The organism is Sulfurimonas sp. C5, assembly GCF_029872055.1.
Classification (GTDB): domain Bacteria; phylum Campylobacterota; class Campylobacteria; order Campylobacterales; family Sulfurimonadaceae; genus Sulfurimonas.
On record NZ_JARXNQ010000002.1, the window covers coordinates 37443 to 53263 of the forward strand.

Annotated in this window: 18 protein-coding genes; 8 read left to right on the forward strand and 10 right to left on the reverse strand. The window is 35.9% G+C overall.

Annotation, left to right across the window (positions count from 1 at the left end):
- Positions 1-13 precede the first annotated feature (13 nt).
- From P6N22_RS04405 to P6N22_RS04420, 4 genes are all read left to right on the forward strand, one after another.
- Positions 14-898, forward strand: a complete 885-nt coding sequence (locus P6N22_RS04405; protein ID WP_280330573.1) for an SAF domain-containing protein — start codon at positions 14-16, stop codon at positions 896-898.
- On the forward strand, positions 888-1340 hold the full coding sequence (locus P6N22_RS04410) for a hypothetical protein (protein WP_280330575.1): 453 nt from the start codon (positions 888-890) through the stop codon (positions 1338-1340). The genes P6N22_RS04405 and P6N22_RS04410 overlap by 11 nt, the downstream gene beginning before the upstream one ends.
- 9 nt (positions 1341-1349) lie before the next feature.
- On the forward strand, positions 1350-3050 hold the full coding sequence (locus P6N22_RS04415; RefSeq protein ID WP_280330576.1) for a type II and III secretion system protein: 1701 nt from the start codon (positions 1350-1352) through the stop codon (positions 3048-3050).
- Positions 3051-3184: 134 nt separating this feature from the next.
- A complete protein-coding gene (locus tag P6N22_RS04420; protein WP_280330577.1) occupies positions 3185-3325 on the forward strand; it encodes a hypothetical protein in 141 nt (46 codons plus the stop codon).
- Positions 3326-3357: 32 nt separating this feature from the next.
- Here the strand turns inward: P6N22_RS04420 and gltX are convergent, their stop codons facing one another.
- A complete protein-coding gene (gltX, locus tag P6N22_RS04425) occupies positions 3358-4743 on the reverse strand; it encodes a glutamate--tRNA ligase (protein ID WP_280330579.1) in 1386 nt (461 codons plus the stop codon).
- 93 nt (positions 4744-4836) lie between these two features.
- On the opposite strand from gltX, the gene P6N22_RS04430 reads away from it, so the two are divergent.
- Positions 4837-5676, forward strand: a complete 840-nt coding sequence (locus tag P6N22_RS04430; RefSeq protein WP_280330580.1) for a SurA N-terminal domain-containing protein — start codon at positions 4837-4839, stop codon at positions 5674-5676.
- On the forward strand, positions 5676-6113 hold the full coding sequence (locus tag P6N22_RS04435) for a deaminase (RefSeq protein ID WP_280330582.1): 438 nt from the start codon (positions 5676-5678) through the stop codon (positions 6111-6113). The genes P6N22_RS04430 and P6N22_RS04435 overlap by 1 nt, the downstream gene beginning before the upstream one ends.
- 10 nt (positions 6114-6123) lie before the next feature.
- Here P6N22_RS04435 and P6N22_RS04440 read toward each other — a convergent pair whose 3' ends face one another.
- Positions 6124-7077: an NAD(P)-binding domain-containing protein gene (locus tag P6N22_RS04440; protein ID WP_280330584.1), complete on the reverse strand. Its 954-nt coding sequence runs from the start codon at positions 7075-7077 to the stop codon at positions 6124-6126.
- A gap of 69 nt (positions 7078-7146) precedes the next feature.
- A complete protein-coding gene (gene arsC / locus P6N22_RS04445; protein WP_280330585.1) occupies positions 7147-7497 on the reverse strand; it encodes an arsenate reductase (glutaredoxin) in 351 nt (116 codons plus the stop codon).
- A gap of 69 nt (positions 7498-7566) precedes the next feature.
- Here arsC and P6N22_RS04450 point away from each other — a divergent pair, with 69 nt between their 5' ends.
- Both P6N22_RS04450 and P6N22_RS04455 read left to right on the forward strand, forming a co-directional pair.
- A complete protein-coding gene (locus P6N22_RS04450) occupies positions 7567-8076 on the forward strand; it encodes a GAF domain-containing protein (protein ID WP_280330587.1) in 510 nt (169 codons plus the stop codon).
- Positions 8069-8557 (forward strand): GAF domain-containing protein, encoded by a 489-nt coding sequence (locus P6N22_RS04455; protein WP_280330589.1) that lies wholly within the window; start codon positions 8069-8071, stop codon positions 8555-8557. The genes P6N22_RS04450 and P6N22_RS04455 overlap by 8 nt, the downstream gene beginning before the upstream one ends.
- Here P6N22_RS04455 and P6N22_RS04460 read toward each other — a convergent pair.
- From P6N22_RS04460 to P6N22_RS04490, 7 genes are read right to left on the reverse strand one after another with little or no spacing between them, the layout of a single operon-like run.
- Positions 8540-9523 carry a lytic murein transglycosylase gene (locus P6N22_RS04460; RefSeq protein WP_280330591.1) on the reverse strand — a complete coding sequence of 328 codons (984 nt, stop codon included), beginning with the start codon at positions 9521-9523 and terminating at the stop codon, positions 8540-8542. The two genes, P6N22_RS04455 and P6N22_RS04460, sit on opposite strands and share 18 nt — an antisense overlap.
- Positions 9498-10169 (reverse strand): N-acetylmuramate alpha-1-phosphate uridylyltransferase MurU, encoded by a 672-nt coding sequence (gene murU, locus P6N22_RS04465; protein ID WP_280330593.1) that lies wholly within the window; start codon positions 10167-10169, stop codon positions 9498-9500. Before murU ends, P6N22_RS04460 begins: the two co-directional genes overlap by 26 nt.
- Entirely contained in the window at positions 10166-11101 is a 936-nt protein-coding gene (locus tag P6N22_RS04470) for a phosphotransferase (protein ID WP_280330594.1), read from the reverse strand. Before P6N22_RS04470 ends, murU begins: the two co-directional genes overlap by 4 nt.
- Positions 11092-12168, reverse strand: a complete 1077-nt coding sequence (locus tag P6N22_RS04475; RefSeq protein WP_280330596.1) for an anhydro-N-acetylmuramic acid kinase — start codon at positions 12166-12168, stop codon at positions 11092-11094. Before P6N22_RS04475 ends, P6N22_RS04470 begins: the two co-directional genes overlap by 10 nt.
- A complete protein-coding gene (locus tag P6N22_RS04480) occupies positions 12161-13633 on the reverse strand; it encodes a sodium:solute symporter (protein WP_280330598.1) in 1473 nt (490 codons plus the stop codon). Before P6N22_RS04480 ends, P6N22_RS04475 begins: the two co-directional genes overlap by 8 nt.
- On the reverse strand, positions 13626-15278 hold the full coding sequence (locus P6N22_RS04485; RefSeq protein WP_280330600.1) for a glycoside hydrolase family 3 N-terminal domain-containing protein: 1653 nt from the start codon (positions 15276-15278) through the stop codon (positions 13626-13628). The genes P6N22_RS04480 and P6N22_RS04485 overlap by 8 nt, the downstream gene beginning before the upstream one ends.
- Complete coding sequence (locus tag P6N22_RS04490) at positions 15275-15802, reverse strand: hypothetical protein (RefSeq protein WP_280330602.1); 528 nt, start codon at positions 15800-15802, stop codon at positions 15275-15277. Before P6N22_RS04490 ends, P6N22_RS04485 begins: the two co-directional genes overlap by 4 nt.
- Between the last annotated feature and the right edge of the window lie 19 nt (positions 15803-15821).

Genomic DNA, 15821 nt, shown 5'->3' on the forward strand with positions numbered 1-15821 from the left:
ATAAAGGGGAATTATGAAAAATAAACAGATGAAGACAATAATACTTATTTTAATTGGATTGGTGTTGTTTATGACGTCACTTGCTTTATTGATGTACTCAAAACAAAGTATGCTTGAAGAACAAGTGAAACAAGTAAAGCTTGTTGAAGTTTTTGTAACTGCAAGAGATATTCGTAAAGGGGAACTTTTAAATGCTGATACGATTAAGAAAGCTGCTTTGCCAAAGGAGTATATTGTAGGGACACCACTTACGGCAAGTGAGATAATTGGAAGATATGCAGTAGTTGACATTTATCAGAATGAGCCTATTAGAGAGCAAAAGATAGCACTTGCAAAGCCCGAGGAAAAAAAGAGTATAACGCTAAAAGCAGATACTAAACAAGAAGCATTGGAATTAGAAGAAACTAAAGGTGATACGATCTCACTTCCGTTATCTGTCTTTAAAAATATTGATTCATCCTTGCATAAAGGAGACAAGATAGATATTGTTTCAGTTGAGAATAAAAAAGATGGTCGTCAAAGTGAATTTAAAACGAAATATATTGCTTTAAATGTAACTATTGAGAGTTTTGTCGTAAACGGAAGAACAATCAAGAGTTATATTTCATCAGATGCGAAAGGTAATTCTGTATTTGCTCAAAATATAGTATTGTCGTTCTCCCCTAAAGAGATTAAAAACTTTTTGATGCTTTATTATAAAACCCTTGAACTCAATGGAAATAGAGTTTATAACACAAACAATACTGGACATCTGTGGATAGTTAAATGCTCAAAAATACAGGATGAAGACGTTCAAAAGAAAAAAGAGAAGATGTTAGCTGATTACGTTTCACAGGTAAAACGCACAACAAAAAGAATACTTCAAGCAGATGAGGCACGTATCTCATATGAACAATAATAGTAGAACGTTTAGAAAAGGTAGTCTTGGATTACCTCAGATTATGGCTACACTTTTGGTTGTATTACCAACACTTGTATTCTCCATTGTTATTTTATTGGATTATTGGAATGTTATGCAAGCAGACTATAAACTTAAGCTTGTTGCGAATATGACGTCAGACTTTATGGTTGCTAGGGCAGATTTACGTGATTTTACAGATGGTTCAGATGGTAATGCAACTGACTTTCAAAGGTATTTGGAACGTGTAAATACATTGTGTCCAAATCAAACAAGTGCAACTTTTTCAAGTATAAGCGATGCTCAAAAACTTGGGGAAATTGCAATTACGACAACCTATGATTACAATGGAACATATATAAAAAACAAAACATTAACAACACAGATGAATACTTATTCTTATGCAGATCAAAATATCTCTGTCGTAGTTAAATGTCAATAAGGGAATAAAATGAAAAAGATTATAACACTGATATTTTTATTTATAAGTGTATATTTAAATGGGAATGATTTAGTTGTATTTGATAATGAGTATAACATCGTTCCTCTTCATAAAAGTATAAAAAAAGTGGTTGTCGGAAATAGGGAGATGATCAATGTTTCTTTATTAAGAGGTGAAGGTGCAAGCAGGTTTTTAAAAATATTTGGAAAACGAACGGGAACTACATCTATCTTGTTGGTTTATAGAGATGGCTCTATGCAAAATTATCATGTTTACGTGAATAAAAACCTAGGTTATATTCAAAAGATGCTCAATTTTGTAGAACCTAGTTTGAAAATCAATAAAATTGGTGACGGTTCTACAGTTATGACAGGAACTTTCAGAGACCCACATAATAAAAAGAGAGTTTATAAATTACTAAAAAATGCAGGAGTTGATCTTAATACTACAATGGATCTGACTGAAACAAATAGAGTAAATAAAATGATTAGAACTAAATTGTATTTAGTTGAAATCAATAATCAAAAAGCGAAAGATCTTGGCGGTGTGACAGGACTAGGATTTTTAGATCGTCATACTAATGTTGCATTAAACCCTTTGGCTGGAAACGGTGCAACCTTTAGTGGCTGGCTTTTAGATAACTTTGGACAATTTAGTTCATCAACAGGTAGGTCTGTAACAGCTACACTGAATTTTTTAGAGCAAAAAGGTATAGGGAAAATTTTAGATGATACGGTACTGATTACAACAGAGGAGCAAAATGCATCATTTCGCGTTGGTGGAGAAGTATATATTCCTACAGGAATGACACAAAACACAGGTACTGCTCCAACTATTCGAGTCTCAGAAAAAGAGTATGGTTTAACATTGACACTTAAGACAAAGTTTATGGAAAAAGAAAACTTTATGTATATCGATGTGGATATTCAAGATAGTTCTTTTGATACAAATATGGATCATAACGTTCAACTAGGGGCAGGCATTTCCGTTCCCTCTTTTGTAAGTAAAACAATTAAAACAAACGTAGTTGTTAAATCTGGGCAAATTATAGCCCTTGGAGGACGCCTCCATTCCGAAGAGATAGATCAGAAAGAAAAGGTACCGGTACTTGGAGATATTCCCCTTTTGGGAAGACTGTTTACACATACTGTAACTAGTACCAAAGGGAATGACCTCTTATTCTTCTTAGTACCAGAGATAGTTGATACAAACAATGAACGTGATGACAGTAGAATTTACAGGGACTTTACAAAAGAGAGTATAAAACTGCATGATACATTCTTAGATATGAATAATGACAAAGAAGTTGTAAAAGAGCCTTTAGCGGTAAGAAATGATATTGTAGTACAAAAAACTGTAGTTGAAGATCTAAACCGTTCTACGGAGGATGAGATTGGTGTAGATGTAATTGAAGAGGAAAAGCAAGAAGTTGTTGCAGATGATATTATAGAAGTCTCTCAAGAAACAGAAGAAAAAGCACAGCAGCCTATGTATGCGGTGAGCATTGAAAATATTTATATACGAGATAAGCCTTCAACTATTGACTCGGCTAGGGTTACTGTTTGGAAATATGGACATAAATTTAAATCAAACAATACTCAGTTTATTGATGGAATAGAGTGGCTTGAGATTACGGAGGATTGTTTAGAAGAATGTGAAAAATTAGAACCTTCATTATGGATTTCAAGGAAGTATACAAATAAAATATAACAATTTATGATAATTATTGTAACTAAATTCTATTTGCGTATTATAATTTTTTGTGATAAAATAATCACATGTATATCACAAAAAAAGGAAAGAACTTGAAAAAAATATTCAAGCGTTTAAAGTCTCAAAAAGGTATGAGTGGAGTGTTAGTTGCATTAATGTTAGTAATTGTAGGTGTTGGTTTAGTAGCAGGTGTACAGACATTTATGACTAGTTCTCAACAGACGTTAATTCAGGATGCTAATACTACAATCCAAAATGCGTTAACTAACTAAGGGGGATAAAGAAAGTAAAAACTTTCTTCCCTTTAAAGAGAGCCTAAAAAGCTCTCGATTCTTTTTAAAGTTTCCTCTTTTCCGATTACAGACATAATTACATCCAGACCTGGTCCACCCATTTTTCCAAGAAGTGCTATACGTAGAGGTTGTCCTATTTTTCCAAATCCAATTTCCATTTCGTTTACAACAGCTTCAACTAGATGATGATACTCTGTAGGCATATGAATTCCTTCAGCGGCAATAAGTTTTGCTTTAAAGTTATCGATAATTGCAGATGTATCTTCTTTGACTGCTTTTTTTACAGCTTTTTCATCATAGCTAGCAGGTGTAGCAATAATCTCTTTAGATAAGTTACTTAATTCCTCAACAGTTTTTGCTCTCTCTTTTAGTGCATCTAGGAGGATCTCTTTTTTATCGTGAGAAGTAAGAACTAGGTCATAATCACTTAATAGTTCAACAAGTCTTTCGTTGGACGTATTTTTAATATAGTGAGAGTTCAACCAGTCTAATTTTTCAGTGTTATATATTGAAGCAGATCTGTTGATATCTTTTGGATTAAACAGTTCAATCATCTCCTCCATTGAGAAGATCTCTTGATCACCGTGACTCCATCCAAGGCGTACTAAAAAGTTTAGCAGTGATTCCGGAAGATAACCCATATCTTTGTATGCCATTACATCTGTCGCACCGTCACGTTTAGAGAGTTTTTTCCCTTGTGAGTTGTGGATCATCGGTACATGGTAAAACTTAGGAATGTCAAATCCGAGTGCTTCGTAAACTACGATCTGTTTTGGAGTGTTTGAAAGATGATCATCCCCACGGATAACTTCATTGATCCCCATTAATGCATCATCAATAGCAACAACAAAATTATAAGTCGGACTTCCATCAGCTCTTGCAATAATAAAATCATCTAAGATGTCTTCCGCTTTAAAAACAACATCTCCTTTTACGCCGTCTCTTACTACAATCTCACCACTTTCAGGAGCTTTGATACGAATAACAGGATCAATTCCTTCAGGTGGAGTACCTTCAAAATCACGGTATCTTCCGTCGTATTTTGCTCTTTGTTTATTTGCCATTTGTGTTTCACGAAGAGTTTCAAGTTCCTCTTTTGTCATGTAACATTTGTAGGCTTTACCTTCATTTAGAAGTTGCTCAATATATTTTGCATAAATATCATCACGCTGGCTTTGGTATGTTACTTCACCGTCAGCTTCTAATCCTAGCCACTCAAATGCTTTTAAGATAGCCTCTGTAGCTTCTTCAGAGTTTCTAGCTTTATCAGTATCTTCGATACGAAGAACAAATTTTCCACCATTTTTCTTAGCCCAAAGATAAGAAAATAGAGCAGTTCTTAAACCACCGATGTGTAAGTATCCAGTAGGACTTGGAGCAAAACGAGTAACAACCATTTATAAACCCTTTTCATTTTAGTGGTGCAATTTTAGGGTATTGTTGGTTAAAAATGGGTAAAATAACTTTCAATTTAAAATATATGGAAAAGTATGAGAAAAGTTTTATTTGTTTTATTATTTATTACGGGATTATTAGAAGCAAAAGTATATGATGGTGTGGCAGTTGTTGTAAAAAATGAAGCGATTACCTTGGAAGATATTAAAAAAGAGATGAGTGTCTCCAAAGTGGATGCAAAAAAAGCAACGGATGCTCTGATCCGTCAAAAACTTGAAGCGGCTGAAATTAAAGATCGTAAGATTACAGTTTCATCTTCTGAAGTGTATGACGATATTAAAAATCTCGCTTCTCGTAATAATATGAGCATCAGTGATTTTTACGATGCGGTTAGAGAATCAAGTGGAATGAGTTCAACTCAGTTCAAAGAGAAAATAAAACAAAAACTTTTATCTCAAAAACTTTACTCTGCGATAGCGTATTCTTCTATTGAGGAACCGAGTCAAGAGGAGATTGAAGAGTATTATAAACTGCATCAAAAGGAGTATATGCACCCTTCGTCATTTACTGTAGTAATTTATGATGCAAAATCAAAAGCTCTTTTACAGGAAAAAGTTGACAATCCGATGTTTTACTCTCCAGAGATTGCTACAAATGAACAAGTACTTCCATATGACAAAATCTCTCCAGAACTTGCTTCTCTTTTAGCACAAACACCTAAACACGGTTTTACTCCTATTGTTCCAAACGGTAAAGGGGGTTTTATGAGTTTTTATATCAAGTCTATTACATCTGCAGAAGAGGGTGGCATTGAAAGTGTTAAAAATCAGATCATTAATGAGATTATGGCAGAGAAAAGAGAAGTAGTTTTGAGTGATTACTTTGCTCGTTTACGTGACAATGCAGATATAAATGTAATCAGGATGCCTGAGTAATGCTTAGCGACCAAAATTTTATAAATATTGCCTGTGAAATAGCAACTGCATCTAAGTGTGTTTCAAAACAAGTTGGTGCTGTGATTGTAAAAGATGGCAGAATTTTAAGCACGGGCTATAACGGTACACCAGCAGGATATGTAAACTGTTGTGAACACTGGGATAATGAATATACTCAAGAGCATCATGACTGGAGTAAAACATACGAAATTCACGCTGAAATGAATGCCCTTATCTGGGCTGCAAGAAAGGGAATTTCTATTGAGAATGCTACTATATACGTAACGTTAGAGCCTTGCAGCGAATGTAGTAAAAACCTTATTGCCGCGGGGATAAAACGTATAGTTTTTTTACGCGAGTATGAACATACTCATTCCGAGGTTGTTTCAAAGTTTTTACGCGATAATGGTGTGAGTATTGAAAAACTAGCAGAGTAGCTAAAAGTTCTTAGCATTCTCTATTTTGTATATGGCAGGCGATTGCATAACCGTGATTAAGCCCTAGTGCAATACTTCCACCGCTTTCTTGTGTAATGTCACCTGCTACGAAAAGCCCTTCTATATTTGTTTCGTAATATCCATTATGTACGGGTTTTCCATCTTTCTCTTTAATACCCGAGCTAGAAAGAAATGCACTCGGTGTTGTGCCCCCGATAGCATAGATCACGCGATCATAAGTATCGATAGTATCATCATTAAACAATACTTTTACTTTACCTTCTTCATCTTCTAAACCTTCTATATCAACACCTAGAAGAGGATTTACCTCTTTATGCATGATGGCGTTTGCTATATCCCTTTGATTTGTCGGATTTGCACGTCTGAAAGTTTCACGTCTATAACAGATGGAAACATCATTTTTGGAGCAAAGATCAACGGCGTATTCAACAGCACTGTCTCCACCGCCTACGACTAAGATCTTTTCATCTGCACTACACTCATCAGTCGTATAATTCACTTTTTTTCTAATGCTTGGTGGAATTTTATAAGAGGGTTTGTTTGGTTTTCCCATACGTCCGATCGTTACAACTACATATTTCGCTTTAATACTTTGACCAGCCATGAACACTTCAAAATAGTCTTCTTCTTTCTGAATAGACTGTACTTCAACTTGTGTTTGGAGCTCAACTGAATGGTTATCGAGGATTTCGTCAAAAAAGTCTAAAGTTGATTCTTTTGTGCCGTCTATAAAGTAGATGTTGCCGTCAAGTTCAACTTTTTGCCCTTTCCATTCAACATCGACACGTTTGTTGTCTTTATAGTATTTTCTAATAGTGGAGTTGTGGTTTACGTCTTTTTCTAAAAGGACAATGTCCCGAATACCCAGAAGATAACTCTCAACTGCAGTTGCAATTCCTGCCGGCCCTGCACCTACAATTGCTAAATTATATATTTTTTCCATTTGTAAAACTCCCCTAGAAATTTTGATTCTGGAAAAGTTTAACATAATTATCGGTAAATGAGTGTTTGCCTATGAAAGTAGCTCTAATGCTTTTTCCGGTGGTCTTGCAATGATTGCTTTACCGTTTTTTATAAGTACTGGACGCTCTATAAGTTTAGGATTGGCTACCATTGCATCGATAAGCTTCTCTTCATCTGTTTCATTTTGAAGATCTAATTCTTTGTAAAGGTCTTCTTTTGTTCTCATAAGTTCTCTAGCCGATATTCCAAGCATTGATAAAACATTTTTTAACTCTTCTTTGCTTGGAGTGCTTTCAAGGTATTTTATAACCTCTTTTTCACAACCGTTGTCTTCTAAAAGTGAGAGTGCTTGACGAGACTTTGAACATCTCGGATTATGCCAGATTGTTATTTTTTCCATAACAACTCCTTTTTTTTCTTGCAATTTTACACTATAATATTTCCAATACAAATTAAGAGGGCTGTTGCGATGAAGTATGAAAACAAATCACAAAAATTAGCCGAGTTTGCAAAAGAGCTACTGAATAAAAAATCTTTAGAAAGTGGGATCCCCCATATTGCAAAGTATGTTAAAGAGATAGTAGGAGCAGATAGATGCTCTATTTTTATCTATAACAGCATAAAAAATGAATTATGGACTACATTGGCCGATGAGGTAGAAAGAATCACTATCCCAGCCAATAAAGGGATTGTTGGGTATACAATTAAAGTCAAAAAACCGGTAGTAACAAATGATGCATATTCACATCCAGAATTTTTAACAGAGATTGATGAAAAGACAGGATATCGAACACATAATATCGTTACAGCTCCAATTTTTAATTCACAGAGAAATATTATCGGTGTTTTAGAATTGCTGAATAAACCTGAAAATTTTGATGACGAAGATGTGAGATTTATGATCTTTTTTGCTCATTACGTGAGCGGTTTTATTGAGTTATTAAACAGTTATGCTAAAGGTGAGGAAGGTAATGAATAAGTTTAATCAAATAGCGGCATTTGGAAAAGAGTTAGTTAAAGTAGAAAACATTGAAGATAGTTTAGAGCTTATTTCAAAAGAAGCAAAAACGATAGTACATGCAGATCGCTGTTCAATTTTTATAGTAGATGTAGCTGAAAATATTTTATGGACAAAATTAAGTGACGGTATAGGTGGGCGTATTGTTATCTCTTTAGATTCAGGAATTGTCGGCGATACATATACGAAAAAAGAAGCACAGGTAGTTAATAATCCATATGAAGATCCAAGATTTTTACCTAGTATCGATAAAAAAAGCGGTTATAAAACAAAAAATATAATCACAATTCCTATTTTTAACTCAAAAAGAGAGATAATGGGAATCATGCAACTTCTCAACAAAAGCCGTTTTGATTTTGACGAAAATGATCTTGAAGTACTGACTTTCTTTGCAAACTATATCAGCGGTACTTTAGAGCTAGTTTTACTTAGCGAGAAGTAAAGAGGCATCATGTGCCAATCGGAGTACGCCGATTGCATAGTTCGATGAATTGTTATAGCGTAGAATCTTTTTCATGTATTCTTTAAGATAATCAAGTTCGGGTTTGTCACTACAAAAATAATTGTACGGTTTACCCGTTTTAGAATTTTTTTCATACGCAAAAGAAGTATTTTCATTGTCAAATTCATACTGATACCACTCTTGTTCTATTTGTGGGACATTATCCATTTTTTTCCAGTCTATTAAAGTATCAAAACCGGCTTTTTTATGTAAAAATTTTGCTACAGAGACAATAGCATCATCCATATCCGTTAGATCGGGAACTTTGTTTTTATACGATTCGGCATAAATGAAACTGTTTGGCATAAACTGCGGAATACCGATAGCCCCTGCATAAGAGCTTGGAAGATTACATTTTTCAGGTGCTAACTTGTTTTTATAACAATACTCTATGATTGTAGCCATATTCGTTTTTCCCATCTTGAGCAGCCATTTTTCTCTTGATGTTTCTGGCTTTGGCAGTCTTGTTACGATTGTATTAAAAACTATAAAGGCATCATGTGTCGGCTTGATTTTTCCCAGATTTGTCTCTTTTAATAAAATTGCCGCGATGATCTCTTTGTTTACAGCGTATTTTTTTTCTGCATAATCATACGCTTTTTGATGCTTGTTTATATTTTTTACAATATTGGGAACACGTGATACCAGTACATTATTTGCTTTTCTCTCTTTATGTTTATGGTACTGAACATATTTCGGTTTGAGATACTTCCAACTAACTTCGTCAAACTTTTGTGTTTTAAAATAAGAGAGTAAAAATTTATTGGCATAGTCATAGCTTACACCACGTTTAACCACTTTTTTACATATATCACTGTGGTGCAGATTTTGGAACGTACAGTTAGTGTAGTGTTTTGCAAAAAGGGAAGTGGAAAAAATGCTAAGAAGAAGTAGTAAGTATCTCATTTATCTCTTGTAACCTTTCTGGTGTCCCTATATCTCTCCATAAGCCCTTAAAAATCTCTCCGCTTACTTGTTGTTGTTCTATCAGGTTTCTAAGCAGAGGTGCAAGGGCTGATTTTTCGAGTTTTAGATCATTAAATATTTCTGGATTATAGTAAGCTATACCTGAAAATGTCCACATTTCATTATCTTGGTTTAATACTAAAGAGTTCTCTAAGCCAAAATCCCCTTTTTCATTATGTGAGGGGTTGGGGACTAAAATAAGGTGTGCAAGCTTGTTTTGGAGGTCAAAATCAGGATCAAAATCGTACTCGCAAAAAACGTCTCCATTGACAACCAAAAAAGGTTCTTTATCTAAAAGTGTCAGAGCTTTTTTAATCCCCCCAGCACTCTCTAAGGCTCCCGTATCTTGCTCATCTGAGTAAGAGATGTTTACTCCCCAGCGACTGCCGTCTCCCAAGACTTGCGGGATTTGATCTCCTAAATGAGCAATATTGATCACAATCTCCTTAAAACCATTTTTTGCAAGTTTTTCCAGATGCCAGACAATCAGTTCTTTACCGGCTGCTTTTAAAAGTGGTTTTGGAGTAGTGTCTGTAAGTGGGCGCATACGTTCACCACGTCCAGCTGCGAGTATCATCGCTTTCATTGAAATTTTCCTAAAAATTCGGCTAACTCTTTTGTTTCATCATATCTCGAAGCTGTATCTAATACATATGAAAGAGTAAGTGGGATATCTTTTAAATACCCCTCTTTACCGTCACGAAGATGTAAACGTGAAAAGATACCAAGCACTTTAATATGGCGTTGCAGACCCATAAAATCAAACCATTTTAAAAAAAGCTCATTTGTAACTTCCGGTGTAAGCTGATCACGAAAATAAAGTACCAATTTCTCAATCGAACCACGATCAAAAGAGATGTAACAGTCTTTTAACAGTGAAACAAGATCGTAAGTGATTGCACCGTTCATGCCATCTTGATAGTCAATTACTCCAAGTTCATTGTTTTCATTAAGCATAATATTACGGGAGTGAAAATCTCGATGAACAAAAACACCTTGGGGTTGGGAAAGCACAACTTCTGAGATGCTGTCAAGTGTTTTCTTTAACATCTCCTCTTGGGCTTGAGTGAGTGAGTGAGAAAGTTTTTTTTCCAAATACCATTCCCGCATCAAGTCCATCTCAAAATGTAAAAACTCTTTATCGTACAGAGGCAGGGCAGTGGTATCTGCCTGCTGCATCTTTACAATCTCATCGATAGCCTGTTTATATAGAGTTTGAAAGTTCTCTTGATTTAAAACATCTAAAAGATTCGTATTACCGAAATCTTCAAGTACCAAATAACCGTTTTGCAAGTCTTCGTAAAAAATGTTTGGTGCTTTCACATTAACATTCAGCAGTTTTTTCGTGACATCTAAAAATGGTTTGAGAGATTCTTTTTCAAGTGAAGCATCCATTAAAATATAAGTTTGCTCTTTATTTTTTAAACGGTAGTAACTTCTAAAACTTGCATCTGCAGAGGCTACTTCAATTTTATAATCTTGATAGGGGGTGTTTTGTAAAACCTGTTCTAATTGCATGTAATTACACCTAGGATCGAATTTTTTTGTGCTCCGGTTACAGATTGAAGATCAACGTGTTCTTCATGGATCCTTTTGTGTGCAAGCCAGGCAAAGATCATTGCTTCTAAAAAGTCGCTGTCTACACCGTAGTCATTAGTGGTTTTGACACTCTTTTGACTTAAATCTGCAATTCGCTCTTGCAGATAGCTGTTTTTAGCTCCGCCTCCGCAAAGGATTATATCCTCTGCATCAGTACAATCTTTGGCAATTGTTTGAGCGGTAAGCTCGGTAAGCGTTGCTTGAATATCTGCATCACTTAGATCTGAAAATTTGATGAGATAATGCTCTAACCATGTAGGATTGAAATACTCACGTCCCGTACTTTTTGGCGGCTTTTTCGAAAAATAGGGGTCATCCAACATCTTATTTAAAAGTGCTTCATTGAGTTTGCCGCTCTTTGCGAATTCACCCTCTTTGTCGTAAGGTTTGTTTTGTGTTTTTTCGATCCAGTAATCGAGTAAGACATTCCCGCAGCCACTATCCCATCCGAGATACTTATCGCCAAGAAGCGTGATATTTGCCATCCCTCCAATGTTTACAACTGCGATGTTTTTATAGAGTCTGTCAAAAACAAAATGATGAAATGCGGGAGCAAAAGGCGCTCCTTGTCCGCCATTTGCTATGTCGTTTGAGCGAAAATCACTGACTACTTGCAGACCTGTTTGTGCCGCTACAACACTTGATTTTCCCAGTTGCATAGAAAATGGATGTTCAGAATTCGGTTCATGCCAAAGTGTTTGCCCGTGCAGACCGATAGCAGTTATTTCCTCTTTGTAAATTTTGTTTTGTTCTATAAACGTATTGATGGCAGAGGCAAACATTTTTCCCAGTTTTACATCTAGTTCACCTATGGCTTTTAGAGTTGTTGTAGAGTGAATCATATCAAGGATTTCTGTTTTTAAACTCTGATCGTAGGAAAATTCGCCTGCTTTTAGGAGTGTACACGTTGATTGGTCTATTTCGCATAATACTAAATCAATACCGTCAAGACTAGTCCCACTCATTACGCCGATATATTTAGCCATTGTTTTTCCCTATCATCATAATACAAAATGCTACCACAGAACCTGCTACAATCTGCCAATCATATCCGAGCGAAAAGCCAAAAGCAGAAGTTTGTAAAAGCAGTACAGTGATAAATCCGCCAAAAAGAGCTACCGGTACAAGCTTGGCACTTCCTCGTTTTGTAAATATAGCTCCAAAGTATACACCTAAAAGTCCCGTGTAGGCAAACGCCATTACGCCAAGAGCAAAAGAGATCAAAGAAACTTCTAAATATCTTTGCCAAAAATAGCTCAGAGTTGCCATGGCAAAGAGTAAAAATGCAAAAAACAGTACGCTCAATCTGGAAGCTTTTAAAAAGTGTGTTTCATCGATATTTTTAGAGTGTTTTAGTTTGTAGGGTTTGTAAAGATCCTCTATAGCTACCGAACTCATAGCACCTAAAACGGAGTTAGTTGAAGAAAGAGCCGCGGCAATTGCCCCTACCGTTACAAAACCGCGTAAACCTTCAGGCATCTCATTGAGGATATAGTACATGAATATAGTGATTTTTTCAGAGCCGAAACTTTGAACCACGTCGTTGTTTTGATAATGTAAAAACAGTAGGGCTCCAAGTCCAAGAAATAAAAGAACGATAGGAATCGTAATAACTATAGAGAGTATGAGTGAGTATTGTGCTTGTTTAGTCCCTTTACAAGATAAAACTCTTTGTGTCATATCCTGATCAAGTCCGAAAGCGGCAATGTTTAAAAGCAGCCAGCCTCCAAGAAGACCAAAGATACTGAACTTTCCATCTAGTGATGTTTCAACAACTTGTAATTTTCCAAGAGAGTTTAGAGTTTCGTAGATATTTTCTATTCTCAATGAAGTATACAGATAATAAAACACGACAATACCGGCACTTACATAGACGATAGTTTGGATAATATCACTGTAAATGACTGAGCGGACACCGCCGAAATAGGTATAGATCAAAGCTCCTGCAAGTAAAAGTGAAATCGAGATAAGCATGTGAAATAAAGAGATATCTAAAAAGAGTATCATGCTAATCGCAAGTGCAGCGATGTAAAGGCGTGCACCGCTTGCTAATACACGTCCGACCAGAAACATTAAACCTGCTTGCTGTTTTGCTTTTGCTCCATAGCGTTTTTCTAAGAGTTCGTACACGGTGAGGGCTTTGATCTCATAAAATTTAGGGACAAAAACATAGGCTACAAATAACACTGCCAGTAAAGATGAAAAGTAAAATCCAAGGAGAGTAAAGTTGTTTTTGTAAGAAAATTCAGGAACACCTAAAAAAGTCGCGGCAGATTGTGTTGTTGCCACAATTGAAATTGCCGCAGCTAATGCCGAGATAGAGTTTGATGAAGTAAAGTACTCTTTTGTCGAGTTTATTTTTGCACGTGAAAAGATATAGGAGCTAAAAGCTAAAACAAGCAGATAAAAAACAAATATTGCCCAGTCAAGAGGGGAAAATGCACTATTCATAGCGAGATTTTAATCCTAAATCATGAACTTTGGAGCGGACTGCATTCATGAATTTCTCTCCGGGATCTGCTTTTTCTGTTCTGTATCCTTTGTCGCGTTCAAGCCAAAGCGGAGTGTTTTCAAATTCGCGGTATTCTTGATGACCGATAAGGTAGTTAATCGTAGGGTATTTAGCTTTGAGATAGCGAACAAGAGCTATATTAGATTTTACCTGTGCAGGTGTGAGATCCTCTTTTTTATTCCCTTCACCGCCGACATTTTCAACACCGATTGTAGAGTAGTTCAACCCAATTACATGACGGGCCATCCAGTTGTCCGGCATAAGCTGGTAGATTGTACCGTCTCTGTCAACCAAAAAATGGGCAGAGACATTGAGCAGTGATGCAGATGCTATATCTTTGCGATCGGTAAATAGCTCTTCCTGATAGAGACGTTTATAGGAGTCTTCAAAGCCGATCACCGCCGTCCAGTGCAGGACAATCATCTCCGGTGTGATTCTAATATTCTCAACGTTTTTGCCGTAGTGTTGTTTGATATACTCTTTGGTCATTGTAATTCTACGGTTTGTAAAGATGATAGGTTTTTGTACAAGTTTAGATTTAAAAGCCAAGAGGTCTATTTTCTTATTGGAATCCAGAATTCTTTGCAGAGGAATTTTATGGTTTTTGACTTGTTTAAAAACAGTCTCTACAAGCTCTTCGGGTGTATTAGTGCCTAATTGATTGCCAAAAAGGAGCATATCTACACCGCTGTTAATTGCCAGTGTTACAGCTTCTTTGAGTGAATAGTGCTCTGAAATCGCTTTCATCTGCATATCGTCGCTCACAATCACGCCTTTAAAGCCGAGTTGTTCACAAAGCAGTTTTGTATTGATTTTGTATGAGAGTGTTGCTGGATATGTAGGATCAAGCTTTTTGTTGAACACATGTGCTGTCATAATCACATCGACTTTGTGTTGTACAATAAGCTCTTTATAGGGTTCAAGCTCTTTTTCCTGCCAAGTGTTTGTGATGTCTACAAACCCTTTATGGGAGTCTTCGAGAGAAGAACCGTGTCCCGGAAAATGTTTGAGTACTGATACAATTCCCGCTTTGTTTTGTTCTTCGATCATAATTGAAGCGTATTTGACAACCTCTTTGGGTGTTTTCCCGTATGAACGCTCAAGCTTTGCGATCACTTTGTTGTCTGGATTGAGATTTAGATCAACTACCGGAGCAAAGTTCATATTAAAACCGTATCGATGGAGCATTTGAGATTGTTTTTGATACGCATGATGTACTTTATCAAGAGAAAAAGTTGCTACCTCTTTAGCCGAAGGGGCTTTAGAAAAACCGCGATCTTCTTTCAGACGTGCCACTTTGCCGCCCTCTTGATCTATAGAGATAAAAAGCGGGGCATTTTTAGCTGTTTTTATCTTGTTTGTTAGTTGTGTTAGTTGTTCCACAGAGATAATGTTTTTTGTTTTTTGAGGCTCTTTGAGGTTTTTGTCAAAAAGGATAACTCCGCCGAGTTTGTACTTTTGTTCTGTCTGCTCACCTTCAAATCCTACTATCAACATCTTTGCGATCATATCTTTGAGTTGTGTATCGCTTACATCCGCGTGTAGTGAAAGGAATAAGAGTAAAAAGCTAAGCAGTAGTTTCAAAAAAGCTCCAAATTGTCTAGTTGTTTAAATATTAGCGATTTTACCATATCTTTATTTAGGGTATGGGGCTCAAAGTGATCGCTGACAACTTTATATATTGTAAAATGTTTAATGGCAGGATTATGAATAACTGCATCGTAAAAACCGTAACTTTCCATATCAACTGCTTCATATACCCCACCTGTTATCTCTTCATCAACACAAGTAAGGATAATACCTTCATCAAATTTATAAGGGAGTTCTTTGTGGATGATTGAACCGACTTTGAGCAGTTCTCCAATATCGTATTTTTTATCCGAGCCGCATACACCAATATTGACATAGAGATCATCATCTGTTATATCAAAGTGGTTAATGAGAGTTTGTGTCGCTAAACGGGTGTTTTCCACACCAATGCCGCTGACAACTATTTTCATTGTGTCATTAAAGAAAAGAGTATAGTTTTTTAAAGTTGTTTTTGTAAGCTTATATTTGTCAACAAAAGCTTGTGCTTCGCTTTTAAGTGCAGTTACTATATAGATCATGACCAATTATACAGAAATT